The 24,062-nt window shown below is 63.4% G+C and carries 22 protein-coding genes and 1 pseudogene; 15 read left to right on the top strand and 8 right to left on the bottom strand.

All coding sequences use genetic code 11. The annotated features are described in order from the left end of the window. Positions 1-476 precede the first annotated feature (476 nt). Positions 477-935, bottom strand: coding sequence for an REP-associated tyrosine transposase (locus HX851_RS38640; RefSeq protein WP_177064631.1), 459 nt, complete (start codon positions 933-935; stop codon positions 477-479). Positions 936-1,233: 298 nt separating this feature from the next. Here HX851_RS38640 and HX851_RS38635 point away from each other — a divergent pair, with 298 nt between their 5' ends. Then, a complete protein-coding gene (locus HX851_RS38635; protein WP_177062549.1) occupies positions 1,234-1,413 on the top strand; it encodes a hypothetical protein in 180 nt (59 codons plus the stop codon). Between the two features lie 33 nt (positions 1,414-1,446). Here HX851_RS38635 and HX851_RS38630 read toward each other — a convergent pair whose 3' ends face one another. Further along, positions 1,447-2,628: a multidrug effflux MFS transporter gene (locus HX851_RS38630; RefSeq protein WP_177062551.1), complete on the bottom strand. Its 1,182-nt coding sequence runs from the start codon at positions 2,626-2,628 to the stop codon at positions 1,447-1,449. A 250-nt stretch (positions 2,629-2,878) separates the two neighbouring features. Next, positions 2,879-3,079 carry a heavy-metal-associated domain-containing protein gene (locus HX851_RS38625; protein ID WP_177064629.1) on the bottom strand — a complete coding sequence of 67 codons (201 nt, stop codon included), beginning with the start codon at positions 3,077-3,079 and terminating at the stop codon, positions 2,879-2,881. 146 nt (positions 3,080-3,225) lie between these two features. Here HX851_RS38625 and HX851_RS38620 point away from each other — a divergent pair, with 146 nt between their 5' ends. The 3 genes from HX851_RS38620 (at position 3,226) to cueR (ending at position 6,508) form a co-directional block, all read left to right on the top strand. Continuing rightward, positions 3,226-3,612, top strand: a complete 387-nt coding sequence (locus HX851_RS38620; protein WP_177062553.1) for a hypothetical protein — start codon at positions 3,226-3,228, stop codon at positions 3,610-3,612. An 84-nt stretch (positions 3,613-3,696) separates the two neighbouring features. Continuing rightward, positions 3,697-6,084 (top strand): heavy metal translocating P-type ATPase, encoded by a 2,388-nt coding sequence (locus HX851_RS38615; protein WP_177064627.1) that lies wholly within the window; start codon positions 3,697-3,699, stop codon positions 6,082-6,084. A 10-nt stretch (positions 6,085-6,094) separates the two neighbouring features. After that, positions 6,095-6,508: a Cu(I)-responsive transcriptional regulator gene (gene cueR / locus HX851_RS38610; RefSeq protein ID WP_177062555.1), complete on the top strand. Its 414-nt coding sequence runs from the start codon at positions 6,095-6,097 to the stop codon at positions 6,506-6,508. 120 nt (positions 6,509-6,628) lie between these two features. Here the strand turns inward: cueR and HX851_RS38605 are convergent, their stop codons facing one another. Next, positions 6,629-7,528: a PA4780 family RIO1-like protein kinase gene (locus HX851_RS38605; protein ID WP_177062556.1), complete on the bottom strand. Its 900-nt coding sequence runs from the start codon at positions 7,526-7,528 to the stop codon at positions 6,629-6,631. Positions 7,529-7,967: 439 nt separating this feature from the next. Here HX851_RS38605 and HX851_RS45410 point away from each other — a divergent pair. Both HX851_RS45410 and HX851_RS45405 read left to right on the top strand, forming a co-directional pair. Further along, positions 7,968-9,056: pseudogene (locus HX851_RS45410) on the top strand (cache domain-containing sensor histidine kinase); the annotation flags it as partial. A 90-nt stretch (positions 9,057-9,146) separates the two neighbouring features. Further along, positions 9,147-9,914: a methyl-accepting chemotaxis protein gene (locus tag HX851_RS45405; protein ID WP_370590545.1), complete on the top strand. Its 768-nt coding sequence runs from the start codon at positions 9,147-9,149 to the stop codon at positions 9,912-9,914. Positions 9,915-10,061: 147 nt separating this feature from the next. On the opposite strand, the gene HX851_RS38595 is transcribed toward HX851_RS45405, so the two are convergent. Beyond that, the gene (locus tag HX851_RS38595; RefSeq protein ID WP_177062558.1) at positions 10,062-10,850 is read right to left on the bottom strand and encodes an AraC family transcriptional regulator; all 789 of its coding nucleotides are present in this window, start codon (positions 10,848-10,850) and stop codon (positions 10,062-10,064) included. 246 nt (positions 10,851-11,096) lie between these two features. Continuing rightward, positions 11,097-12,374 carry an acetyl-CoA C-acetyltransferase gene (locus HX851_RS38590; protein ID WP_177062559.1) on the bottom strand — a complete coding sequence of 426 codons (1,278 nt, stop codon included), beginning with the start codon at positions 12,372-12,374 and terminating at the stop codon, positions 11,097-11,099. A gap of 120 nt (positions 12,375-12,494) precedes the next feature. Here HX851_RS38590 and HX851_RS38585 point away from each other — a divergent pair, with 120 nt between their 5' ends. The 7 genes from HX851_RS38585 to HX851_RS38555 all read left to right on the top strand — a co-directional run bounded on the left by HX851_RS38585 (position 12,495) and on the right by HX851_RS38555 (position 19,404). Next, positions 12,495-13,847, top strand: coding sequence for a 3-oxoacyl-ACP reductase (locus tag HX851_RS38585; protein ID WP_177064625.1), 1,353 nt, complete (start codon positions 12,495-12,497; stop codon positions 13,845-13,847). 2 nt (positions 13,848-13,849) lie between these two features. Continuing rightward, complete coding sequence (locus HX851_RS38580) at positions 13,850-14,704, top strand: MaoC family dehydratase (protein ID WP_177062563.1); 855 nt, start codon at positions 13,850-13,852, stop codon at positions 14,702-14,704. Positions 14,705-14,839: 135 nt separating this feature from the next. Continuing rightward, positions 14,840-15,145, top strand: coding sequence for a MazG-like family protein (locus tag HX851_RS38575; protein ID WP_177062565.1), 306 nt, complete (start codon positions 14,840-14,842; stop codon positions 15,143-15,145). Next, a complete protein-coding gene (locus HX851_RS38570; protein ID WP_177062566.1) occupies positions 15,142-15,891 on the top strand; it encodes a methyltransferase domain-containing protein in 750 nt (249 codons plus the stop codon). Before HX851_RS38575 ends, HX851_RS38570 begins: the two co-directional genes overlap by 4 nt. 13 nt (positions 15,892-15,904) lie before the next feature. Next, positions 15,905-16,513 (top strand): DUF4136 domain-containing protein, encoded by a 609-nt coding sequence (locus HX851_RS38565; protein ID WP_177062567.1) that lies wholly within the window; start codon positions 15,905-15,907, stop codon positions 16,511-16,513. A 29-nt stretch (positions 16,514-16,542) separates the two neighbouring features. Beyond that, on the top strand, positions 16,543-17,106 hold the full coding sequence (locus HX851_RS38560; protein ID WP_177064623.1) for a DUF4136 domain-containing protein: 564 nt from the start codon (positions 16,543-16,545) through the stop codon (positions 17,104-17,106). A 291-nt stretch (positions 17,107-17,397) separates the two neighbouring features. Then, complete coding sequence (locus HX851_RS38555) at positions 17,398-19,404, top strand: pilus assembly protein TadG-related protein (protein ID WP_177064620.1); 2,007 nt, start codon at positions 17,398-17,400, stop codon at positions 19,402-19,404. On the opposite strand, the gene HX851_RS38550 is transcribed toward HX851_RS38555, so the two are convergent. Together HX851_RS38550 and HX851_RS38545 are read right to left on the bottom strand one after the other, a co-directional pair. Beyond that, entirely contained in the window at positions 19,401-22,154 is a 2,754-nt protein-coding gene (locus HX851_RS38550) for a PAS domain-containing sensor histidine kinase (protein WP_177064618.1), read from the bottom strand. The two genes, HX851_RS38555 and HX851_RS38550, sit on opposite strands and share 4 nt — an antisense overlap. After that, positions 22,151-22,591 (bottom strand): TadE family protein, encoded by a 441-nt coding sequence (locus tag HX851_RS38545; protein ID WP_177064617.1) that lies wholly within the window; start codon positions 22,589-22,591, stop codon positions 22,151-22,153. Before HX851_RS38545 ends, HX851_RS38550 begins: the two co-directional genes overlap by 4 nt. Positions 22,592-22,666: 75 nt before the next feature. On the opposite strand from HX851_RS38545, the gene HX851_RS38540 reads away from it, so the two are divergent. Together HX851_RS38540 and HX851_RS38535 are read left to right on the top strand one after the other, a co-directional pair. After that, positions 22,667-23,137 (top strand): prepilin peptidase, encoded by a 471-nt coding sequence (locus HX851_RS38540; protein WP_177062571.1) that lies wholly within the window; start codon positions 22,667-22,669, stop codon positions 23,135-23,137. Positions 23,138-23,261: 124 nt separating this feature from the next. Next, positions 23,262-24,047: a response regulator transcription factor gene (locus HX851_RS38535; protein WP_177062572.1), complete on the top strand. Its 786-nt coding sequence runs from the start codon at positions 23,262-23,264 to the stop codon at positions 24,045-24,047. Positions 24,048-24,062 lie beyond the last annotated feature (15 nt).

Here is a 24,062-nt window from a genome sequence, read left to right as displayed (position 1 = left end):
CTTGACCAGTTCAGCTTGCCCGCGAAGAGGCCCTCAGGCCACCAAAAGCTTCGGGGGCAAGCCCCCTCCCACGGAGGCTTCAGGCGCCCGCAATATCCAGGACAACCCGAACATTGTAGGAGCGGGCTTGCCCGCGAAGAGGCCCTCAAGGCCACCAAAAGCTTCGGGGGCAAGCCCCCTCCCACAGAGGCCTCAGGCACCCGCAATACCCGGGACAACCCGAACAGTGTAGGAGCGGGCTTGCCCGCGAAGAGGCCCTCAAGGCCACCAAAAGCTTCGGGGGCAAGCCCCCTCCCACAGAGGCCTCAGGCGCCCGCAATATCCAGGACAACCCGAACAGTGTAGGAGCGGGCTTGCCCGCGAAGAGGCCCTCAGGCCACCAAAAGCTTCGGGGGCAAGCCCCCTCCCACAGAGGCCTCAGGCACCCGCAATATCCAGGACAACCCTCCCACAAGTGCTTCGAACTCACCACAGGACTAAAGCCAGATAGCGTCCCAAAGCGGGTAATCACCAACCCGCTCAACCAGCCCCGCCCTTAGCGGGTTGGCGACGATGTAACGGGTAATAGCCAGTAAATCCTCTTCCCGGCGTATCGCCCTGTCATGAAACCCACTTTGCCACAAAGGCCCCATACGACCGGCCTGATGATTGATGACCCGAGCAGCACGAGATTTGGTCTTGCGCATCAACTCATCGAGTGTGACCTCGTGCAACTCCACCAACCAATGCAAGTGATCGGGCATTACTACCCAAGCCAGGGAGCTTGCCAACCCTTCATCCTGTGCCTGCCTGAGACAACGAGCGAGCTGGCGAGCCAGGTAGAAATCTTCGAACACGGGTTCACGGTCCAGCGTTATGGCAGTGAGCAGGTAGATCCTTCCCGGTTCTGAATAGCGACCAGTACGCAAGCGGTGGGACCGATAATAGGTGGTCATCCATGACACTCCCGAATAGTTGGAGAACCAACGTACCGTAGAGGTCGCAAGCCTGGCGCTGAATCAATGCGGCTGGATGTGCCTGGAGGAATGCTTTCGGGGGCAAGCCCACTCCCACAATGAGGTGCCTGTCGTCGTTTTTCGCGGGCAAACCAGAAGACCGTACGCCATTCTCCCAGGTCATCCAAGACCTACAAAACAAGCGGAAATACCGTCAGTCAGATCCTTGATCCCCGTCATCCCGGCGAACGTATTCAGGATTACAATGGCCGCCTTTGCCAACCAAAGGAAGTCAGCCATGAAGATCCTTGTGAAAGAGTTAGCAAAATCCCACGGCAGCCAATGGCAGGTCCGGCTCGATCAGCATGCGGTGACTTTCCGCAGCGAAATCGAAGCCCGTGCCTTTGTCAGCACGCTGCAAGCACGTCTGCATGCCCCCCATTCCTTTCCCGAACAGCAACGGCAAGCCGTCGGCTGATCGCCGCGGGCCGTTTTCACAGAGAGCCTGACGCTAAGCGACTCGTGCGTTCTCCAGACGACGAGTCCCCATGGCAACCGTCACCGCCAGTACCCCACACAGGCCGATCACCAGCGCCATCGGCTTGGCGCTGCCGTCATGCAACAGCCCGACCAGCGACGCCGCACCCGCGGCGACGCTGAACTGCAGGCAACCGAACATCGCCGAAGCACTGCCGGCCCGTGCCCCCTGGCCGCGCATGGCGCATGCCGCCGCATTGGGAATGATGCAACCCAGGCTGGAAATACAGATGAACAGCGGAATCAGCAGCGGCCAGAGTTGCGCCGTGTGCAAGGTGCTGATGCCCAGCAGCGTGAGTCCCGCCGCCAGATAGACCCAGACCGCACGTGCCAGCAGAAAGGCAGGGCCATGCTTGCCCAGCAGGCGTGCATTGACCTGCGCCACCAGGATAAACCCCGCCGCATTGCTGCCGAACAACCAGCCGTAGTGCTCGGCCGGGACCCCGTACAACTTGATGAAGACGAAGGGCGAACCGGCGATGTAGGCAAACATCCCGGCAATGGCGATCCCGCCGGTCAGGGCATGACCGAAGAACACCCGGTCCGACAGCAGGCTGGCGTACTGGCGCAGCGCCCCCGACAACGGTGGCCGCGGCTGGTTGGCCGGCAGGCTTTCCGGCAGGCCGAGGGTCACGGCGACGGCGGACAATGCACTGAACAGCGTCAGCACGATAAAGATCGACTGCCAGCCATAGAGATTGACCAGCACGCCACCGAGCATCGGTGCCAGGATCGGCGCCAGGCCGGTCACCAGCATCAACTGTGAAAAGACCTTGGCCGAACCGACGGCATCACACTTGTCGCTGACCACCGCCCGGGAAATCACCGCCCCCGCGCAACCACCCAGCGCCTGCAGGAAACGCGCGGCGATCAGCCATTCCAGGTTCGGCGCGAAGGCACAGGCCAGGGACGCCACGGTGAACAGGAAAACCCCGACCAGCAACGGCCCCCGCCGACCGAAGCGATCCGCCAACGGACCATAGACCAGTTGCCCGATGGACAGTCCGAGGAAGTACACCGCCAGCGTCAGCTGGATATGCTTCTCATCGGTACCGAAGGCAATGGCCATCGACGGGAAACCCGGCAGGTAGAAATCGATGGCCAGCGGTGCGAAGGCGCTCAGGGCGCCGAGGATCAGGATTATTCGTAAGTTCATCAGGCATCCGGTAGCAGTGCGTGCAGCCGCCTAGTCTAACTGCGCGAGGATGCCTTGAACATTCCGATAGGTCGCTAACTAAATAACTACCTGGCATGATTCTGTGACGCGGAGCGTCACGGCTGCATTCCCACGCGGAGCGTGGGAACGATCGGTAGTTTTGGAATGCATTCCCATGCGGAGCGTGGGAACGATCAGTAGTTTTGGAATGCATTACCACGTGGAGCGTGGGAACGATCAATGACCGGAGTCAGCTCGCCAGCTTCACCTGGTAGCCTTCATCGCTGATCACGCTGATGATTTCGTCGGCCGTCAGCCCGCTCTGCACACCGATTTCCTTCGCGCCGAGGTCCACCTGCACGCTGGCCGCCGGATCCCTGGCCTGCACGGCCTGGGTAATGGCCTTGACGCAGTGACCGCACGACATGCCCTGGACCTTGAAGATTTGCATGACACTTCTCCTGTATTGAGGTTGGGAGCAGTCTCAAGCTTGCCATCGTGGCAAGGTCAAGTTCCTCGTGAAGCTGCCGGGCTGGCATTTCGCTCGCCCCTGCGCCAAGCTTCATCATCGACGATCCAACCGTAGGAGATTCAGCCATGCGCTGGTCAGTTTTCAGCCTGTTCGGCCTTCTCAGCCTTTTCGGTGCAACACCCTTTGCCAGCGCCGCCGGAGAAAACTACGGGGTGCTGATCATCTCCCGTGAGCGCCTGGAGGTCTCGACCCCGTGTGAAATCGGCGTCTACCTGCAGGATCAATTGTCGGCCCGACTGTTCCAGGAACAGGCGACCTCCTTCAACCTGCCACCCGGCGATATTTCCGTGCGCCTGAAAACCCTGCCGGGCCAGGCGCCGGGCTGCGCCGCGAGCATGCTTGCGGCCCCGCAGCAACTGATCAACCTCAAGGGCGGCGACGTGCGCAAATTCGCCATCGTCGCCGGACCGAATGGCATGCGCCTCAAGCAAGTACCGCTGGGTTACCAGTAAGCCGGGCCATCCGCAAAAGAGAGGCTTGACCTTGCCAAGGTGGCAAGGTTGATCCTGTGGGCAACTTCTCCAGGAGTATCGCCCATGCTCGAATCCACCCTCTTCGACCTGCCGATCGCCGGCATGACCTGCGCCAGTTGCGCAGGCCGGGTCGAACGCGCCTTGCGCAAAGTGACGGGGACCAGCGCGGTCAGCGTCAATCTCGCCACCGAACAGGCCCGCGTCCAGGCCCCCGCCGATAGCTTGCCGGCACTGCTGCAGGCCGTCGAACAGGCCGGCTACAAGGTGCCCAGCCAGAGCCTGGAACTGAGCATCGGCGGCATGACCTGCGCGTCCTGCGCCGGTCGTGTCGAGCGGGCCCTGGGCAAGGTCGCCGGGGTTCGCAGCGTCAGCGTCAACCTCGCCAATGAACGGGCGCACCTCGAATTGCTCGGCCAGGTCGACCCCGCGCTGCTGATCGCCGCCGTCAGCGCCGCCGGTTATTCCGCCACCCTGCGCCAGAGCGAAGCGGCCACGGCCCAGGCGCAACAGCAACGCCTGAGCCGCGAACGCTGGTCGCTGCTGCTGGCGATTGCCCTGGCGCTACCGCTGGTACTGCCGATGCTTGCCCAGCCATTGGGCTACGACTGGATGCTGCCGGCCTGGCTGCAGTTCGCCCTGGCGACGCCGGTGCAATTCATCTTCGGCGCACGTTTCTATGTCGCTGCGTGGAAGGCGGTCAAGGCCGGTGCCGGCAATATGGACCTGCTGGTCGCCCTCGGCACCAGCGCCGGTTATGGCCTGAGCCTCTACCAATGGGCCAACGCCGGCCACGGTCATATGCCCCATCTGTATTTCGAGGCCTCGGCGGTGGTGATCGCCCTGGTGCTACTGGGCAAATACCTCGAAAGCCGCGCCAAGCGCCAGACCGCCAGCGCCATCCGCGCCCTGGAAGCCTTGCGTCCGGAACGGGCGATCCAGGTGATCGACGGCCGCGAACAGGACGTCGCCATCAGCGCCTTGCGGCTCGACGACCTGGTACTGGTCAAGCCCGGCGAGCGTTTTCCCGTGGACGGTGAAGTAGTCGAGGGCCAGAGTCATGCCGACGAAGCCCTGATCAGCGGCGAAAGCCTGCCGGTGCCGAAACAACCGGGGGACAAGGTCACCGGCGGCGCCATCAACGGCGAAGGCCGGTTGTTGGTCAGAACCCAGGCGTTGGGAGCGGAAACCGTGCTCGCGCGGATCATCCGCCTGGTGGAAGACGCCCAGGCCGCCAAGGCGCCGATCCAGAAGCTGGTGGATAAGGTCAGCCAGGTATTCGTGCCGAGCGTACTGCTGCTGGCCCTGGCGACGCTGATCGGCTGGTGGCTGCACGGTGCGCCGCTGGAAACCGCGTTGATCAACGCCGTGGCGGTGCTGGTGATCGCCTGCCCTTGTGCCCTGGGCCTCGCCACTCCGACCGCGATCATGGCCGGTACCGGCGTCGCCGCGCGCCACGGCATCCTGATCAAGGATGCCGAAGCCCTTGAGCGCGCCCATGAAGTCAGCGCCGTGGTCTTCGACAAGACCGGCACCCTGACCTCCGGTACTCCGCGCATTGCCCATCTCAGCGCCGTGGACGGTGACGAAGCCCTCGCCCTGCAACTGGCCGGTGCCCTGCAGCGCGGCAGCGAACACCCGTTGGCCAAGGCGGTGCTCGATGCCTGCGCCGAACGTGGCCTGGCGGTCGCGGATATCCGCAACAGCCGCTCATTGACCGGACGCGGCATCGCCGGCGAGCTCGACGACCGTGCCCTGGCCCTGGGCAACCGGCGCATGCTGGACGAAAGCGGCCTGGCAGCCGGCGCCCTGGAGGAAACGGCGAGCGCCTGGGAAGCCGAAGGCCGCACCTTGTCCTGGCTGATCGAGCAGAGTCCGCAACTGCGGGTGTTGGCCTTGTTTACCTTCGGCGACACCCTCAAGCCCGGTGCCCGGCAAGCCATCGAGCAGTTGCAGGCGCGACAGATCAGCAGCCACCTGCTGACCGGCGACAATCGCGGCAGCGCCCGGGTGGTAGCCGAGGCGCTGGGCATCAGCGATGTGCACGCCGAAGTGCTGCCGGCGGACAAGGCCGCCACCGTCAGCGAACTGAAGAAGAGTGCTGTCGTGGCCATGGTCGGTGACGGCATCAACGACGCCCCGGCCCTGGCCGCCGCGGATATCGGCATCGCCATGGGCGGCGGCACCGATGTCGCCATGCATGCCGCCGGCATTACCCTGATGCGCGGCGATCCACGGCTGGTGCCCGCGGCGCTGGAAATCAGCCGCAAGACCTATGCGAAGATCCGGCAGAATCTGTTCTGGGCATTCGTCTATAACCTGATCGGTATCCCGCTGGCCGCCTTCGGCCTGCTCAACCCGGTGCTGGCGGGGGCGGCCATGGCCCTGTCCAGCGTCAGCGTGGTCAGCAATGCCTTGCTGCTCAAGACCTGGAAACCCGAAGACCTCGACTGAAGGAGAACCCATGAACATCGGCCAAGCGGCCCGCCAAAGCGGGTTGAGCGCAAAGATGATTCGTTACTACGAATCCATCGGCCTGCTCAAGGCAGCCACGCGCACGGACAGCGGCTACCGCCTGTACGGCGTGGACGAGTTGCACACCCTGGCGTTTATCAAGCGCTCGCGGGACCTGGGGTTTTCCCTGGAGGAAGTCGGCAAGCTGCTGATGCTCTGGCAGGATCGCCAGCGCGCCAGCGCCGACGTGAAGGCCTTGGCCCGGCAACATATCGACGAGTTGAACCGCAAGATCAGCGAACTCGCCGGGCTGCGCGATACCCTGCAGGACCTGGTGGAGCACTGCCAGGGCGATCATCGCCCGGACTGCCCGATCCTCAAGGACCTGGCGTCGGGGAGCTGTTGCGAGAAGACCATCGGTTGATGATCATTCCCACGCTCTGCGTGGGCATGCAGCCCGTGACGCTCCGCGTCACAACAGCGGACGCGGAGCGTCCAATGAGGCGTTCCCACGCAGAGCGTGGGAACGATCAGTCGTCAGCGATCAGTGCTGCATCCAGGGCGGAGGCGGCTCTTCGGCGAGTTTGCCCGGAGGCGCATCGTCAGCCGAACGGATCGCCTGGCGGCGTTCCTCGTCGAAGCGCGCCGCTTCGATCTCGCGCAGCACGCCGCCGACATCCGCCAACTCTTCCGGATCGTCGAACTCGCCGGTCAGCACGCTGGCCGGATGCAAGGTACCGGCTTCGAACAGGGCCCACATTTCCTTGGCGTAGCGGGTGCGCTTGAGCTCCGGGGCAAAGCGGCCGAAGTAGGAGGCCATGTTGCCGACATCACGCTCGAGCATGCTGAACGCGTGGTTGTTGCCCGCCGCGTCCACCGCCTGGGGCAAGTCGATGATCACCGGACCATCCGGTGTCAGCAGCACATTGAACTCCGACAGGTCACCGTGCACCAGACCGGTACACAGCATCAGCACGATCTGCGAAATCAGGAACGCGTGGTACTCGCGCGCCTGGTCCGGTTCCAGCACCACGTCATTGAGACGCGGCGCGGCATCGCCGTACTCGTCCGCCACCAGTTCCATCAACAGCACGCCTTCGAGGAAGTCAAACGGCTTGGGCACCCGTACGCCGGCACTGGCCAGACGGAACAGGGCCGCCACCTCGGCGTTCTGCCAGGCGTCCTCGGTTTCCTTGCGGCCGAACTTGGAGCCCTTGGCCATCGCGCGGGCCTGACGACTGTTACGCACCTTGCGGCCTTCCTGATACTCGGCCGCCTGACGAAAACTTCGTTTATTCGCCTCCTTGTAAACCTTGGCGCAACGCAGCTCGTTGCCACAGCGCACCACGTAAACAGCTGCTTCTTTGCCACTCATGAGTGGGCGCAGCACCTCGTCGACCAGACCGTCCTCGATCAGGGGTTCAATGCGTTTTGGAGTCTTCATCAGCTTTTATTGTGGGTCCTTTATTACCAAACACGCGAATGTCACTCGTTATACGGCCATCCTCTCACAGCAGGAAGGAAGATGCCGACCTCGAATGTTCTCCAATGCACTCAATGTGCCAGATTACCCCGGCAAATCCACGAGCCCCAAGGATAATAGCTGACCCTCACCCGGCCATTAACAAGCAAATGGCCTGTCATTTGCGACAATTGCCAGTCGTCGAATACTCGGTAAAAACAGGATTTTTCGCCAGACGGCCTCAATTTTTTCCTGCCCGAGCCGAAGCGCTCAGGGACAGAGGAGCTTTTGTCGGACAATCAGCACACCGCCCGCGAAACGGATTTTCAACACCGCAAGACTTGCACAGCAGCCCAGCTTCGCGCGCCATCGCTACGTCGTGGGCCCACAAGAAAAAAATCTGGAAGAATCTGGAGCGCGGATGAACATCAAGCAGAAACTGACCTGGGCGTTTGCAATCGTCGCCTGTTTGCCGGTGGTGCTGGTCGCCACCCTGGTGGTACTGAACCTGCGCAGCGAAGCGCGCAGCAGCTTTGTCGACGGCAGCGGCCGGGAGATCCGCCAGGTCAGCAATGCCATGCAGCTGTTCTTCGAAGGGGTCAGCCAGAACGTCGAATACCTGACGAAACAACCGCTGGTGAAAAACTCCGATGGCGCCGTCAAGAGCTACATGGGCGCGGATGCCGCGCAAATCGCCCTCAACGACCAGGACAAACAAATACTTGAGCTGTTGACCGGCATGACCGCGTCTCACCCGGCCTATTCCTACGTTTCCTACGGCCTCGCCAACGGTGGCTACGTCAGTACGCCGGTCGACCCGAAGATGACCAACTACGACCCGCGCGTACGCCCCTGGTACAAGACCGCCCAGGCCAATCCGGGCAAGACCCTGCGTACGACCGCCTACTACTGGGCTCCCGATGATGCCGTCATGATCGGCACCGTGCGTACCGTGGAAAACAAGCTGGGCGCCCAGGGTGGTGTCGTGGGCGTCGACGTGACGCTCAAGCAGCTCACCGAAATCGTCAAGCAGATCAAGCTCGGTGAAAGCGGCTACCTGATGCTGATGGAAAACAGCGGCACCGTCCTGGTCGACCCCAAGCAGCCGGAACACAACTTCAAGGCCCTGGACAGCCTCGGCAGCGGCTATGCCGAACTGGCCAAGGCCGGCAAGGGCCTGGTGGAAGTCGAGATCAACGGCGAGCACTACATGGCCAATATCTGGCCTTCGGAACAACTGGGCTGGACCTTTATCGGCCTGGTCAAGCAAAGCGAAGTCATGGGCACGGCCAACCAGTTGACCTGGCTGATCGCAATCATCGCCGCCGTGCTCGCGGTGATCTTCGCCCTCGTCGGCGCCAGTTTCGCCAGCCTGATCGTGCGACCGATCCGCAGCGTCTCCAGTGGCCTGGAAGGCATTGCCCAGGGCAACGGCGACCTGACCCAGAACCTGCAGATCCGCGGCAGCGATGAAACCGCGCAACTGGCGAGTTGGTTCAACCAGTTCCTGGCAGCGATCCGCAGCCTGATCCAGCATATCGGCCTGTCAGCGAACAAGATCCTCGACTCGTCACGCAACTCCACCCGGGTTTCGGGCGACATGGCCGACGCCGCCGGGCGTCAGCGCGAAGCGGTGGACATGGTGTCCACGGCGTTCCACGAAATGGTCGCCACCGCCAACGAAGTCGCGCGCTCCTGCAGCCAGGCCGCCGAGTCCGCCGACAGCGGCCAGCGCCAGGCCCGCGAAGGCCAGCAGCAGATCGACGCGGCGGTGAGCAGCGTCGATCAGTTGAGCCAGGAAATCGAGCAGTCGGCCCAGTCGATGCAGCAACTGGAGAGTGACAGCAACAATATCCAGTCGATCCTCGGTACGATCCGCTCCATCGCCGAGCAGACCAACCTGCTGGCGCTGAACGCCGCCATCGAGGCCGCCCGCGCCGGGGAACAGGGCCGTGGCTTTGCGGTGGTGGCCGACGAAGTGCGGGCCCTGGCCAAACGCACGGCGGACTCCACGGCGGAAATCGACGGGCTGCTGGGTAACCTGGCCAAACGTACCAGCCAGGTCGCGCAGCAGATGCATGCCAGCCTGGAAGTCTCGCAACAGTCGGTGACCCGTATCGGCCTGGCGCGTACCAGCTTCGGGCAGATCCGTGAGTCGGTGGACGTGATCCGCGACATGAACACCCAGATCGCCACGGCGGCGGAAGAACAGCATCAGGTAGCCGAAGACATCAACCGGCACATCAGCCAGATCCATGGCGATGCGCAGTTGGTGGCGGAGCTGGCGAACTCGGCACGGCTCGATTCCCAGAGCCTGGCGGGGTTGTCCAACGAGCTGGATGGCCTGGTGAAACGCTTCCGGACCTGAGCCCATTCACGGAGCACTCCCACGCTCCACGTGGGAGTGCATCCCGTGACGCTCTGCGTCACCGCCAAGAGCGGACGCGGTGCACCCAGTGCGGCATTCCCACGCGGAGCCTGGGAACGATCGAAACCACAGAACCAGCAGTGCTCGCTAGCGGAACAACTCTCCCGGCGTATAGCCGAACAGCCCCTTGAAGGCCGCGATATAAGCCGAGGTGGAGTCATAGCCGCAGGACAGCGCCGCGCGGGTGACGCTGTCGCCCTCTTCCAGCGCACTGAGCGACGACAGCAGGCGCATGCGCTGGCGCCAGCCGCGAAAGCTCAGGCCGGTCTCGCGCTGGAACAGGCGCATCAGGGTCTTCTCGGACATGCCCAGGCGCACCGCCCACTCGCTCAAGGTCACGCCCTGCTCCGGGCTTTCGATCAACTCGTTGCACAATCCCAGCAACCGCGGATGGCGTGGCAACGGCAGGGAAAAACCGACCTCCGGCAGACTCGCCAACTGATCCAGCAACACTTGCACCAGCCGCGCCTGGGCGCTGCCCTCCTGCGGGTAATCCGCCGGCAGCAGGCAGAAGCTCTTGATCAGCTCCCGCGCCAGCGGCGTCACCTCCAGCACCCGACAGCGCTGCGCCGCCCACGGGCAATCCTCGCGACGCACATACAGGCTGCGCATTTCCGCCTGCATCGACGTCACCACCTCATGCTCCAGACCGGCCGGAATCCACACGCCCCACTGCGGCGGAGCAAAGAAACTGCCTTCGGAGGTATGCACCCCGAGCACACCGCTGATGGCATAGGAAAACTGCACCCAGTCATGGCGATGACGCGGCGTCCACGAGCCGGCATTCAGGCTTTCGGCACGGGCATACAGCGGGCGCGGCAGGGCCGACAGCACGGGAATCTGTCTTTCGGGGCCACGTTGTCCGTTAGTCGGCATGGATCAACCTTGTGTCGCGGGATGGCTGGCGAATTCGACCTTAGGCCAGAGCCCGGTATAAGACAATGCTCATTGCACACCTTGTGGGAGAGGGGCTTATGTGGGAGGGGGCTTGCCCCCGAAGAGGCCAGTGGCCACGCTAAAAGCTTCGGGGCGGGGCGACGATCCGACAAGCCCCCCACATAAGCCCCCCCTTCCACGCAGGCCCATTCCCCCAAGAGTTTCCATTCAGAAATCCCGCGGGCCTCAGCGCTCGATAATCGCCGTCACCCCCTGGCCGCCGGCGGCACAGATCGAAATCAGGCCGCGCCCCTGCCCGGCCGTGTCGAGCAGCTTCGCCAGGCTCGCGACGATCCGACCGCCAGTGGCGGCAAACGGATGCCCGGCCGCCAGGGAGCTGCCCTTGACGTTGAGCCTGCTGCGGTCGATCGAGCCCAGCGGCGCATCGAGGCCCAGGCGCGTCTTGCAGTACTCGGGGTCCTCCCAGGCTTTCAGGGTACACAGGACCTGGGCGGCGAAGGCCTCGTGGATCTCGTAGTAGTCGAAGTCCTGCAGCGTCAGGTTGTTGCGCGCCAGCAGACGCGGCACCGCATAGGCCGGCGCCATCAGCAGGCCTTCTGCCCCCTTGACGAAATCCACCGCCGCCGCTTCGCCATCACGCAGGTAGGCCAGGATCGGCAGCCCGCGCGCCTTGGCCCATTCCTCACTGCCCAGCAGCACCAGCGAGGCGCCATCGGTCAGCGGCGTGGAGTTGCCCGCCGTCAGCGTGCCCTTGGCGCTGCGCTCGAACACCGGCTTTAGGGCCGCGAGCTTTTCCAGGGTCAGGTCCGCACGCAGGTTGTTGTCACGGGTCAGGCCGAGAAAGGGCGTGAGCAGGTCGTCATGCCAGCCCTCGGCATAAGCGGCGGCCATCTTCTGGTGACTCTCCAGGGCCAGTTGATCCTGCTCGCCGCGTGGGATGCTCCAGGTCTGCGCCATCAACTCGCAGTGTTGCCCCATGGACAGTCCGGTACGCGGCTCGCCGTTGCGCGGCAGCTCCGGTTTCAGGTGATGCGGGCGTAGCTGCAGCAGCGCCTTGAGCTTCTCGCCGGTGCTTTTGCTTCGATTGATTTGCAACAGAATCTGTCGAAGGCCTTCGTTGACCCCGATCGGTGCATCGGACGTGGTGTCGACACCACCGGCGATGCCGCACTCGATCTGGCCCAGGGCAATCTTGTTCGCCACCAGCAGGGCGGCTTCCAGCCCGGTGCCGCAGGCCTGCTGAATGTCATAGGCCGGGGTCTGCGGCGACAACCGCGAACCCAGCACGCACTCGCGGGTCAGGTTGAAATCCCGCGAATGCTTGAGCACCGCCCCCGCCGCCACTTCCCCGAGGCGCAGGCCATGCAGATTGAAACGTTCGATCAGGCCCTCCAGCGCCGCCGTCAACATCGCTTGGTTGCTCGCGGTGGCATAAGGGCCGTTGGAGCGGGCGAACGGGATGCGGTTACCCCCGATAATGGCAACACGGCGCAACGTATTCATAAAAAGCCCCCTATTATCTGAGTGATATTGCCGCTAAAAGAGTAGGCCTTTTCCTGCAAAACGAACCAGTCACCGTCCTTTGCGGTCAACCTTTGAACCCCTGCCGCCGGAGAGCGTTCCATGTCTGACCGTTATATCGACTTCGCCAACTCGACAATCGGTCAACGCCTGGTGGGAGCCCTTGGCCTGCCCGCACCGACACGCCTGGAACGCTGGCAGGCCGGACGCCTGCGGCCGGTCGAAGGCGCCTTGCTGCTGGGCGGCGGACCGCTGGCGGCGAAAGTCGGCGCCTTCGCCCTGAGACTGACCGATGCCGTCTACAGCTACGGCAGCGAGGTGCCGGGATGCACCGCGTGGATTCCCGGCCACGGCCCGAAACTCAAGGCCCTGGTATTCGATGCCAGCGCCATTGCGCAGACCGACCAGCTCAAGCAGTTGCGCGAATTCTTCCAGCCGTTGCTCAGAAACCTGGAGTCCTGCGCCCATGTAGTGATTCTCGGCCGCGCCCCGCAAAGCCTGCGCGATCCGTTCGCCGCCAGTGCACAGCGTGCCCTGGAAGGCTTCAGTCGCTCGCTGGCCAAGGAGTTGCGCAACGGCGGCACCCTGCAGTTGTTGCGGGTCGACGCTGACGCCGAGGACCAGCTCGAAGGCGCGCTGCGTTTCTTTCTGTCGCCGAAAAGCGCCTATGTCAGCGGCCAGGTGCTGCACCTCGAGGCCTGCGCCAGCCACGTCCAGGACTGGAGCCGCCCGCTCGCCGGGCGCAAGGCGCTGGTCACCGGCGCGGCACGGGGCATCGGCGCGGCGATTGCCGAAACCCTGGCCCGCGACGGTGCCGAGATCATCCTGCTGGATGTGCCGCCGGCCAAGGCCGATCTCGATGCCCTGGCCGCCCGCCTCGGCGCCCGCAGCATTGCCCTGGACATCTGTGCCGAAGATGCTGCCGCGCAGTTGGTCGAGCAACTGCCGGATGGCCTCGATATTCTCGTGCACAACGCCGGCATCACCCGCGACAAGACCCTGGCGAACATGACGCCGGAGTTCTGGGATGCGGTGCTGGCCGTCAACCTCAATGCCCCGCAGGTGCTGACCCGTGCCCTGCTCGACAGCGCTACCCTGCACGACGCCGGTCGGGTGATCCTGCTGGCCTCCATCAGCGGCATCGCCGGCAATCGCGGCCAGACCAACTACGCCGCGAGCAAGGCCGGACTGATCGGCCTGGCCCAGGCCTGGGCGCCGCTGTTGCGCGAGCGTGGTATCAGCATCAATGCCGTGGCTCCCGGTTTTATCGAGACACAGATGACCGCGCATATCCCCTTCGCCCTGCGCGAAGCCGGACGGCGCATGAGTTCCCTGGGCCAGGGCGGCCTGCCGCAGGACGTCGCCGAGGCGGTGGCCTGGCTCGCCCAACCGGGCTCGGGAGCGCTCAGCGGTCAAGCCTTGAGGGTCTGCGGACAAAGTGTATTGGGGGCCTGAACATGCAAGTGAATTGGCAGTACCTGACCATTGCCCCCGGGCTGCCGGGGTTGTATGTGCGGGCCGCCCGGCGGCGCAAGATCACCGGCACGCAGTTGCCGGCCGAGGGCCTGTGCTGCTGGGTCACCGTCGACACCAAGCGCCTGGCGGCCTACCGCAAGGTCTGTGGTTTTGCCGATACCGGCCTGATGCCGGCGACCTATCCCCATGTGCTGGCGTTTCCCCTGCAATTGCAACTGCTCACCGCCAAGGACTTTCCCTTCCCGCTGATGGGCCTGGTGCACCTGAGCAACCGTATCCGCATCCTGCGCCCACTGGGTGGCGTCACCAGCCTGCGGGTCGGCGTCCAGGTGCAGAACCTGCAACCCCACGCCAAGGGCGCGACGTTCGACCTGCTGACTCAGGTCGACGATGCCCTGGGGCCGCTCTGGGAAGCCGAGAGCCGCATGCTCTGCCGCGGGGTCAAGCTGGAGGGTCAAGCGCTTGCAGAAACCGAACCGCCACCTGCCGAACTGGCCGAGTTGACCCGCTGGCAATGCCCGGCCGATATCGGCCGCCAGTACGCCAGGGTTTCCGGCGACTACAACCCGATCCACCTGAGCGCCCTCAGTGCCAGGCTGTTCGGCTTCCCCCAGGCCATCGCCCATGGCCTGTGGAACAAGGCACGCACGCTGGCGGCCCTGGGCAATCACCTGCCGGCGGCGAACATCGAAATCGACGTAACCTTCCGCAAGCCGGTGCGCCTGCCCAACGAAGTGCTGCTGTATGCCAGCGCGCCCGGATCGAGCGGGAACCTGCGCCTGACCGGCGCCGCAGAGCTGGAGCACATGACCGGCAACTGGCATCCCATCGGCTGAGGCGGTACCGCCAAGCTGACAGCTTGCTGACCGTGATGAATATTTCATCCGCGCGCAGTGTTCTCCCTGTAGCAAGGCCCTTGCTTCCCGTTCTCATCCGCCGGAAGCTAGTCGCCTTGAAGGAGAACACTGCGCATGAACCTCGACGAACTGACCCAACGCCTGCACGGCATCCGCGATAGCAACGACTGGAAACAATTCCACAGCCCGAAAAACCTGGCGATGGCCGCCAGCGTGGAAATGGCCGAGCTGGTGGAGATCTTCCAGTGGCTGACGGAGGATCAGTCGCGCCAGTTGCCCGCGCAGAAGCTTGCCCATGCCGGGCAGGAGGTCGGAGATATCGTCCTCTATCTCCTGTTGCTGTGCAGCGAACTGGGACTGGACATGAACGAAGTGGTGCGGGCCAAGCTGGCCGACAGCGAGCGGCGGTTTGCCCAATGAGCGACCGTCATTTCGATCAACTGGCGACCCGTTTCGCGGAAAAGATCTACGGTGGCGCCAAGGGTGCGATCCGTCTCGCGGTGCTCCAGGCCGACCTCGCCGAAGCCCTGCCGGACCGGCCGTTGCGGGTACTGGACATCGGTGCCGGACTGGGCCACATGTCGTTGTGGCTGGCCGAGCGCGGTCACCAGGTGACCCTCGCCGAACCCGCCGAACCGATGCTCGAAGGCGCACGCCAGCGCTTCGCCGAGGCGGGACAGCCGGCGACCTTTATCCAGGCGCCGTGGCAGGACCTGCTCGGGCAACTCACCGAGCCCTATGACCTGGTGCTGTGCCACGCAGTACTGGAATGGCTGGCCGAACCCCATGCGATTCTGCCGGTGCTGCACCAATTGACGCGGCCCGAGGGCTGGTTGTCCCTGGCCTTCTACAACCGCGATGCGCTGATCTATCGGAATCTGCTCAAGGGCCATTTCCGCAAGATGCGCAAGAACGACATGGCCGGCGAAAAGCAGAGCCTGACCCCGCAGCAACCGCTTGATCCGCGGGAGCTGGCGGCGCAGCTCGAAGGTCTGTGGGCCGTCGAAGCCCAGAGTGGCGTGCGGGTCTTCCATGACTATATGCCGGTCGAGTTCCAGACCCGTGCCGAGTTGATCGACCTGCTGGAAATGGAGTTGGCCCATCGTCGTCACCCAAGCTTTGCCGGGCTTGGGCGTTACCTGCACTGGATCTGCCGTCCGGTGTAATGCGGAGGATGCAATGAATCGCCGTTTTGTTGTGTTGACACTGTGCCTGGGGCTGGCCGCCTGTTCGAGCCCGAACCCATATACCGCCGACTCGCGACCGATCCCGCCGGCGCCACCGCAAGCAGCCGGAGCCCTGGACCTGAGTGCCTACCCGGCACCGGCCCGCGACTATGGCCGCTATCGTACCTGGGCCTGGCTCAATGACCGGCTGCCCGCCGGCACGACCTGGGCGGACTCGGCGCAACTGGCCGAGATGGTCGGCAACGCCCTCGACGAGCAGGGTTTGCGGCCACGTCGCGACGGTACCCCGGCGGACCTGCGGGTCAGCGCCGATGTGCACATGGAAAAACGCCTGCGCCAGGTCCAGGAAGACTACGGCTATGCCGGCGCCTATGGTGGTGGTCCGTACGGAAACCGCTACGGTATGTATAACAGCGTGCCGATCGTGCGTACCTATGAAGTCCAGGTGCTCGTGGCGCGCATCAGCCTGTTCGACGCCGCGACCGGCCAGCCGGTCTGGAGCGCCAGCGCCGAAACCAGTAACCAGGGCAACCAGCTCGAACGCGCGGATGCCTTGCGCGCGGCGGTGCAGAAAGCCCTGGCTGCGTATCCACCCAGCTAGACAACTCGCCAGGCAACCGGAGAAAAATCATGTTCCGCCGTCTCGCTTTAGTCGCTTTCGCTGTGCTGCTCAGTGCCTGCGAAACCACCCAGGTCAACCATGACTTCGACGCCAGCCGCGATTTCGCGGCTTATCGCAGCTGGAGCTGGAAAGAACCCGCCCTGCAATATCGACCGGACGATCCACGGATCAAGAGTGACCTGACCGAGCAGCGCATTCGCCAGGCGGTCAGTGAACAGCTCGACCAGCGCGGCTTGCGCCCGGCGCCGGCGGGTGGCAAGGCCGATGTGAAGGTGCAGGCCTACCTGATCGTCGACAACCGCCAGCAGCAGATCAGTACCAACTACGGCGGCGGCTGGGGTGGCCCATGGCGTGGCGGCGGTTTCTGGGGTGGCCCGGGCTACAGCGAAACGCGTAATGTCGACTACCAGGTCGCGACGATCCAGGTCGACCTGCTCGACGGCAAGGACGGCAAGCTGGTCTGGCGCGGCAGTGCCGAACAGGTGGTCAATGAGACGCCAACCCCGGCCGAACGCAGCGCGGCCATCAACAAGACCGTGGCCCAGGTGATGGCGAACTATCCGCCCAGGTAGTAATTCTTGTGGTGCCCGGGCAGGCCCTGTGGCGAGCGGGCTTGCCCGCGCTCGACTGCGAAGCGGCCGCAAAACCGATCACCGTGTTTCGCCTGACACACCGCGTTCGCCGGTTTCAGGGCCGCTTCGCAGCCCAGCGCGGGCAAGCCCGCTCGCCACAAATGTCCGTCATCCCTCCTTCCACCAGTCGCCAACCCCACGACTCGCCAGCACCTCCTTTCAGCCTTGACTACACTGCCATGCAGTACAGGAAAGTAAGCGCTCGGCCACGCGCCGGCAAAGGAGTGCTCGATGTCTTTCCCCCGCCGACTCATGGCGTTGCGCGGCCCGTCGAGGCAACGCGGCGCAATCGGCCTGATGGCCGCCCTGACCCTGGGGCTGGCGTTGCTGTGCATGGTGGTGGTGGTTGATAGCGGGCGGTTGTATCTGGAAAAGCGCTCGTTGCAACGGGTGGCCGATTCGGCGGCACTGGAAGCGATGAGCCGGGCAGGTACTTGCGTCGCACCGAACCTGACGGCCGCCGGCTATGCCAATCAGAATGCCGTCCGCAATGCCTTTGTCGTGGCCAACGGCAATCGCACACTCACCACGACCTGCGGAACGCTGGTCACTGGCGCGAACAATATCCGCACCTTTTCCGCCGACGCCACGAAATCCCAGGCCATCCGGGTGGTTGCCACCAGGACCGTGCCCACCAGTATTGCAGCCGGCATAGGCGCACTGTTCTCCGGTGCCCCCAACCTGAATACCACACTGACGGCAACCGCCGTTGCCTCTCCAAAACCCCTGCCACCCCTGGCGCAACTGACCATTCGCAGCACGCTGGTCACGGTCGATTCGAGCAAATCAGCGGCGTTGAATCTTCTGTTCGGGCAGTTGCTGGGAGGCAATCTCAACCTCAGTGTCGCCGGCTGGCAAGGACTGGTCGACTCCAACATCAATCTGCTGAGCTACATGAATCAGTTGGCTATTGATCTGAACCTGGCCGCAGGAAACTACGCGGGAGTTCTCGCAACGAATGTATCCCTGACACGACTGATCGATACGGCAATTACAGTGCTCACGGCAGGGGGAACGACAACCAGTATCGCGGTCAGCGGGCTGACCGATCTCAAGGCCGCGGTAGGCAGTAACCAGGTCAAGTTGGGCGATATACTCAAGCTGCAAACAGCAACACCCTCCTCCGGTCTGGATGCAACCCTGAGTCTGTTTCAACTGGTAGAAGCCTTCGTACAGTTAGCCAATACCCAGAATTTTGCCAACGCCTCCATACCACTGGGCATTCCTGGCCTGATAAACGGCACCATCAAGATCAAGGTCATCGAACCACCTCAGCTATCAGCGGTTGGCAACCCCGCCAACATCGGTGTCAGCCCCATCGAAGTCCATACAGCCCAAGTTCGCATGGCCCTGTCACTGAACCTGCCCGTGCTGAGCAGCCCACTGGTGAACACCGCCGTCAATGGTTTGGTTTCGCCTCTGACCGATGTACTGAACAACCTGCTCAGTCTTAACCTGGGAGCCACGGTGAACTCGTTGGTTTGTGCAATTCTGGGTGGCTATTGCCAAACCAGCGACCTGAAAATACTTTCATCGTCGTCAACGCCCCCAGCGTCGAAAATAGATGTCGTACTGGGAATCGCAAGTGCCAAAACCAAAGTCACCGGCTATACCTGCGCCAGCGATGGAAGTAAAACACTGAGCACCGAGAGCAATACGTCCCTGATCACGGTCCAGACCGGTGATATCTCTGCCAGCGCACTGGACTCCCCAGGCTCGATAGCCGATACAGACGTCAATCCACTGGCTGTCATCGATATTGGTGCTATCACCTGCTTTCGCCCTTTGCTCGGACTGGGCCCGATCAGTTGTGACCCAACAACCCGCAAGCCTTTTTATGGTGGTGGTATCGGGTTAAAAATCAGCACCAACGCAACGCCTCAGGCAGCGTACCCAGATACATACATCCAGCCGCCAGAGATCAAGCAACCACCGCTGTACCAGCAGGTGCCGACCCAAGGCATCCTCAGTGCCTTGAGCCAGACACTCAGTGGCATCAAATTTCAGGTCTACAAACCTACCGGCACCAATCTACTGGGCGGGTTGCTGGCTACTGCAGGCACGCTTCTAAATGATCTCAATGGCACACTAGGGAGTGTGATTGGCGGCGTGCTTTCCCCCATAGTGGACCCCGTTCTCAACAGCCTGCTCACCAATCTCGGCATCAACCTCAACAAGGTCGAAGTCGGCGCCAACCTCAGTTGCAAACCACCGGGGCGCGCCGAGCTGGTGATCTAGTCCGTCAACACCACCGGCAACTCCACACAAAACCGAGCCCCGTCCTCGCCATTGCGCACGCTCATCCGTCCGCCCATGTTCTCGACGATGCCATAGCTCACCGACAAGCCAAGCCCGGTGCCGATGCCCACCGGCTTGGTGGTGAAGAACGGCTCGAAGATGCGTTCCAGCAAGCGCGGGTCGATGCCGCCGCCGTTGTCCTCGACGATCAGCCGCACGGCCCGTTCATCCCGTTCGGCCGTGACCGAGATCCAGGGTTCGAAGTCGCGGTTTTTCTCGCGTTTGCTCAACAGCGCATCCCGGGCATTGACCATCAGGTTGATCAGCACCTGCTCCAGTTGATCGACAAAGCCGCGCACCTGGACCTCGAACTCGATCGGCGGCACGCGCAACTCTACGCCCTTGCCTTTCATCCCCTCGCTCAACAACGACAGCGTGCCTTCCACCGCCTGCGCCGGATTGAACGGCGCGGCCTCGATTTCCGAACGCCGGCCGAACACCCGCATATGGTCGACCACCCGCGCCGCGCGCTGGACCTGGGCGTCGATGCGGTTGAGCTTGTCCTGCAGGTAGTCGATCTGCACATCGCCGTTGCTCAGGCGCTTGAGCACGTTGACGATGGCCATGCGCATCACGTTCAGCGGCTGGTTGATTTCGTGGGCCAGGCCGGTGGCCATCTCGCCGAGGGTGGCCATTTTCGCGCTCTGGGTCAGTTGCTGCTGGGAGCGGCGCACCTCGGTGTTGTCGCGGCCCACGGCCTGGACTTCCAGCAGTTGCCCCTGTTCATCGAATACGCCACGGTCCGACCAGACCCACCAGGCATGCTCGCGCCCGGGCAGTTGCAGACTGATTTCCGCGGTGCTCACCGGCTGTCCGGGCGTCAGTTGCGCCAGGCGCTGGACAAACGCCGCCTGTTGCTCCGGCGACATCCAGCTCCCCAGGTTCACCCCCGGCAGTTGCTCGGGCGCGCACTCCAGATAGGTCGCCAGCGGCTTGTTGCCGAAAATCAGCGTCAGGTCCGGGCGGTAGCGGCAGATCATCGCCGGCGAATCCTCCACCAGGATCCGGTAGCGCTCCTCGCTTTTCTCGATCCGCTCGGCGGCTTGGGTCGCCTCGGTGACATCCATCCACAAGCCCACCGCCTCCACTGGCAAGCCCAGGTCGTCACGCAGCAATCGTGCTTCATCGAGCAGCCAGTGGTACTCGCCGCCCTGGTCCTTGATCCGGTAACGACAACTGACATGGCCTTCGCGCAACAACTGGCGGGTGCGCTCGAAGTAACGATCACGGTCCTCGGGATGAATCCATTGCGCCAGGTTGCCCTGGGTACAATCGGCCAGGGTCCAGCCCAGCAGCGGCAGCAGGCTGTCGCTGAAGAACACCGGGACCAGGGCACCTTCGACATAACGCTGGACATAGATCACCGCCGGCGAACTGGCGATCAGGTTGTCCAGCCGGGCATGGGCGGCGGCGGCGGCCTGTTCCTGGTTCTTGACATCGCTGATATCGAGCATGAAACCGACGATACGCTGCGCTTCACCGGCCCCCAGTGCCTGCCCTTGCAGCCGATACCAGCGGGCAGCGCCCGCCGGATCTTCCTGGTACAGACGCACGCAGAGCAGCATGGCCTTGCCCTGCTGCAAGTCACGCATGCGGCTGGCCAGTTCCTGGCGATCGGCGGGATGGATCAGCGCCAGCCATTCGTCCATGGACACTATCGAGGCCGTCTCGCCAAGCCCCAGGCCCATCGCCAATGACGCCGCCAGTTGCAATTCGTCCCTGGTCGGCGACCACTCCCACCAGCCCGTCCCCAGCAACCCTTGCAACACGTCCAGGCGTTCCAGTTGCAGATGATGACGCTGTTGGCGCCAGCGGCTGAGCAACGGTGCGGCGAGGGCCGCCGCCAGTTGCAGCCAATCCTGGTCCGTCAGTTCCGGCGCCCGTTGTTGCACCGGGTAGAACCCGCACAGCAACCAGGCGGCCACGCCATGGTCATCGCGAAAGGGCACGAGAAAGCCATCGGCATTGCCCATGATCCCCTGCAGGCGCAGGTGTTCGCTCAGGCCATCGCGTACGCCCAGGCGCAACGGGGACATGCCGTTGAGGCTGTCCAGGCCGGTGCCCAGGGCCTGACCGCTGTGCCAGAGCGTCGGTGCATCGTGGCCACGGTAGTGACTGTGGATCTGCCACTGTTGCTGCGCCTCATCCAGCAGCGCCAGGGCTACACAGGGGATATGCCAGCGCTGGGCGAAGCTCTGCAGTTGGTCCGCCAGTACCTGCGGCAGGCGCGCCAGGCTGCACAGGCGCAATTGCTCGCTCATCTGTGCGGCGAAATGCTGAAGGTGTTCGCGGCTTTCCGAAACCTGGTTGTGCTTGAGCAGGTCGCCGATATCCAGCGCCTGCAACAGCCAGCCACCCTGATACGACTGGAGCCAGCCGCGCGTCTGTACGACCTGCCCGGCCAAGCCATTGAAATCCAGATCGAGGCTGTGCCCGAGCCAATCGGCCGGCACGCCTTCCACCGACAGCCGGCTGGATAGCGCCAGCAGGTCGCGCAGCCGGTACGGACCGCCCTGGGGCAATGCCGCGAGCCCATGGCGCAAGGGACCGCCGAGGCTCTGCACGCGCCCCTCGCCATCGAGCTGGATCTGCAAGCCCGCCGAGGAAGTGATCGGCTCGGGCAACAAGACCGGAGCCGGTTCGCCCGCCCGACCGAGCAAGCGCCCGAACAGCTTCTCCCCTGAGGTCAAAACTGCATGCTCGTGGTCGAGGTGAGAGTGTCGGGCAGGGTCGGTACGGTGCCGATACCGGGCAGCACCAGGAAAGGCAGGACGTTACGCAACCTTGAGGTGGGATAGCTGACCGTTACGGTGAGAAGTCCTTCTGGAGTAAAGTTCGTGGTGATATCACCGGCCTGAAAGTTCAGGGCCGTCGGGATCCAGCCCAGCCTCTGCTGCGCGGCAGTCTTGGCCGTGGTCTGAACCAGCGCCGGGTAGCCGACGGCCTTCGGATCAACCGCAACGGCTTGTCGTGCCGCTTCAGCCGTCGCGGCGTTGAACGACTGCATCATCAGCAACGGCAGGCTGTAGCTGACCAGCCCGTAGAGCACCGCGAAAAAAATCACGAACACCAGCGCGAACTCGATGGCGGCGGCACCTTTTTGCTTTCCGGGGAGGCTTGGGGTCATGACTGCGTCTACCCTGACAACTGCACGTAGCTATCAGCATAGAATCATTCGTCGGAAAGGGACGTTTTTTACCCGATGCATAGCCTTGTCCTACTTCTCTGGTTCACGCTCTGTGCGGCGCAGGATCTGCGCCAACGGCAAATCGCCAACAGCCTGACCCTGGGTGCCGCGGCACTGGCCCTGGCCTATCTGCTCTGGACCGGCACGACCTGGTTGGGCGCCACCGCGCAGCAAGGCGGCTGGGCGTTTCTGCTGGCCTTGCTGTTCACCCTGCCCGGTTATGCCACGGGGCGACTCGGTGCCGGCGACGTCAAGCTGCTTGCGGCACTGGCGCTGGCGAGCGACAGCCGCTACCTGCTCGGGACCTTTATCGGCGCCGGCGTGACCAGTGTCCTCTGGCTCTGGCTGGGCCCCAGGCTCTGGCCGCTGCTGGGTCAACGACTTAAGCAGGTCCTGCGGCATCTCGAACCGGGCCTGTCAAAAAAACAGCCCTTTGCCCCCTTTCTGTGGATGGGTCTTTTTTGTATGACACTCGGCATCCATTAGTCGTAGCGCAGGCTACTTCTATGTACATAGTAGGAAAGTGCGTCTACTTTTATTCAAAGCCCCCGAAGTTGCGCGTGTGGGCAGGGAACTCGTAGTCATTGGCTCGCAAGGCATGGAGTAGCGCGTGAACAAGCTTGTGTCTCAAGTGAAGGTGCTGGTAGTCGACGACCAGCCGCTGATCGTGGAAGAACTCTGCGAATTCCTGGAAAGCAGCGGCTACCGCTGCATACCCTGCCTCTCCAGCCGACAGGCCATCGAGCGGTTCAAGGAAGATGCCAGCATCGGGCTGGTCCTGTGCGACCTGCATATGCCCGAACTCGACGGCATCGAACTGGTCCAGGAGCTGCAACGGCTGGCCGGCAAGCGGCGGGTCTTCGAGTCGATCATGCTGACCGGCCGCGCCGACAAGCAGGATGTGATCAAGGCGCTGCGCGCCGGTATTGCCGACTACTACCAGAAACCGGTGGACCTCGACGAGTTGCTCGAAGGGATCCAGCGCCAGGAGGCGGTGGTCGCCGAGCGCAGCCACAGTGACAACCTCGGGCACCTGAACCAGAAACTGCAGTTCCTCGCCGAGTCCATCGACGATCTCTACCACGACCTGGATAGGGCTCGACACACACACCAAGGCACACGCGACGTCGCCAGCGGGGAAGACCTGAACGACTCCGACAGCCTGGAGGCACCGGCCATCTTCAATCAGCTGTCGCCCCGGCAAGTGGATGTGGCGCGGCTGGTGGGCAAGGGGCAGACCAACTACCAGATCGCCTGCGAACTGGGCATCACCGAAAATACCGTGAAGCTCTACGTGTCGCAGGTCCTGCGCCTGACCCACATGCATAACCGCACGCAACTGGCCCTGGCCTTGTCACCCGGCGGAGCACGACAGCGGGACGCGACCGCGCATTGATCCGCCGGGCCCAAG

The sequence above is a fragment of the Pseudomonas gingeri genome (assembly GCF_013385635.1).
Lineage (GTDB): Bacteria > Pseudomonadota > Gammaproteobacteria > Pseudomonadales > Pseudomonadaceae > Aquipseudomonas > Aquipseudomonas gingeri_A.
This window is presented reverse-complemented; position numbering and strand designations above follow the sequence as displayed.

Coding starts and splice junctions, on each gene's coding strand:
- cueR (WP_177062555.1), top strand. CDS start 6,095: ATGAACATCGGCCAAGCGGCCCGCCAAAGCGGGTTGAGCGCAAAGATG.
- HX851_RS38625 (WP_177064629.1), bottom strand. CDS start 3,079: ATGCAAATCTTCAAGGTCCAGGGCATGTCGTGCGGTCACTGCGTCAAG.
- HX851_RS45405 (WP_370590545.1), top strand. CDS start 9,147: ATGGCCGACGCCGCCGGGCGTCAGCGCGAAGCGGTGGACATGGTGTCC.
- HX851_RS38580 (WP_177062563.1), top strand. CDS start 13,850: ATGCAAGTGAATTGGCAGTACCTGACCATTGCCCCCGGGCTGCCGGGG.
- HX851_RS38575 (WP_177062565.1), top strand. CDS start 14,840: ATGAACCTCGACGAACTGACCCAACGCCTGCACGGCATCCGCGATAGC.
- HX851_RS38640 (WP_177064631.1), bottom strand. CDS start 935: ATGACCACCTATTATCGGTCCCACCGCTTGCGTACTGGTCGCTATTCA.
- HX851_RS38545 (WP_177064617.1), bottom strand. CDS start 22,591: ATGACCCCAAGCCTCCCCGGAAAGCAAAAAGGTGCCGCCGCCATCGAG.
- HX851_RS38590 (WP_177062559.1), bottom strand. CDS start 12,374: ATGAATACGTTGCGCCGTGTTGCCATTATCGGGGGTAACCGCATCCCG.
- HX851_RS38540 (WP_177062571.1), top strand. CDS start 22,667: ATGCATAGCCTTGTCCTACTTCTCTGGTTCACGCTCTGTGCGGCGCAG.
- HX851_RS38585 (WP_177064625.1), top strand. CDS start 12,495: ATGTCTGACCGTTATATCGACTTCGCCAACTCGACAATCGGTCAACGC.
- HX851_RS38595 (WP_177062558.1), bottom strand. CDS start 10,850: ATGCCGACTAACGGACAACGTGGCCCCGAAAGACAGATTCCCGTGCTG.
- HX851_RS38605 (WP_177062556.1), bottom strand. CDS start 7,528: ATGAAGACTCCAAAACGCATTGAACCCCTGATCGAGGACGGTCTGGTC.
- HX851_RS38620 (WP_177062553.1), top strand. CDS start 3,226: ATGCGCTGGTCAGTTTTCAGCCTGTTCGGCCTTCTCAGCCTTTTCGGT.
- HX851_RS38630 (WP_177062551.1), bottom strand. CDS start 2,628: ATGAACTTACGAATAATCCTGATCCTCGGCGCCCTGAGCGCCTTCGCA.
- HX851_RS38555 (WP_177064620.1), top strand. CDS start 17,398: ATGTCTTTCCCCCGCCGACTCATGGCGTTGCGCGGCCCGTCGAGGCAA.
- HX851_RS38565 (WP_177062567.1), top strand. CDS start 15,905: ATGAATCGCCGTTTTGTTGTGTTGACACTGTGCCTGGGGCTGGCCGCC.
- HX851_RS38635 (WP_177062549.1), top strand. CDS start 1,234: ATGAAGATCCTTGTGAAAGAGTTAGCAAAATCCCACGGCAGCCAATGG.
- HX851_RS38615 (WP_177064627.1), top strand. CDS start 3,697: ATGCTCGAATCCACCCTCTTCGACCTGCCGATCGCCGGCATGACCTGC.
- HX851_RS38570 (WP_177062566.1), top strand. CDS start 15,142: ATGAGCGACCGTCATTTCGATCAACTGGCGACCCGTTTCGCGGAAAAG.
- HX851_RS38560 (WP_177064623.1), top strand. CDS start 16,543: ATGTTCCGCCGTCTCGCTTTAGTCGCTTTCGCTGTGCTGCTCAGTGCC.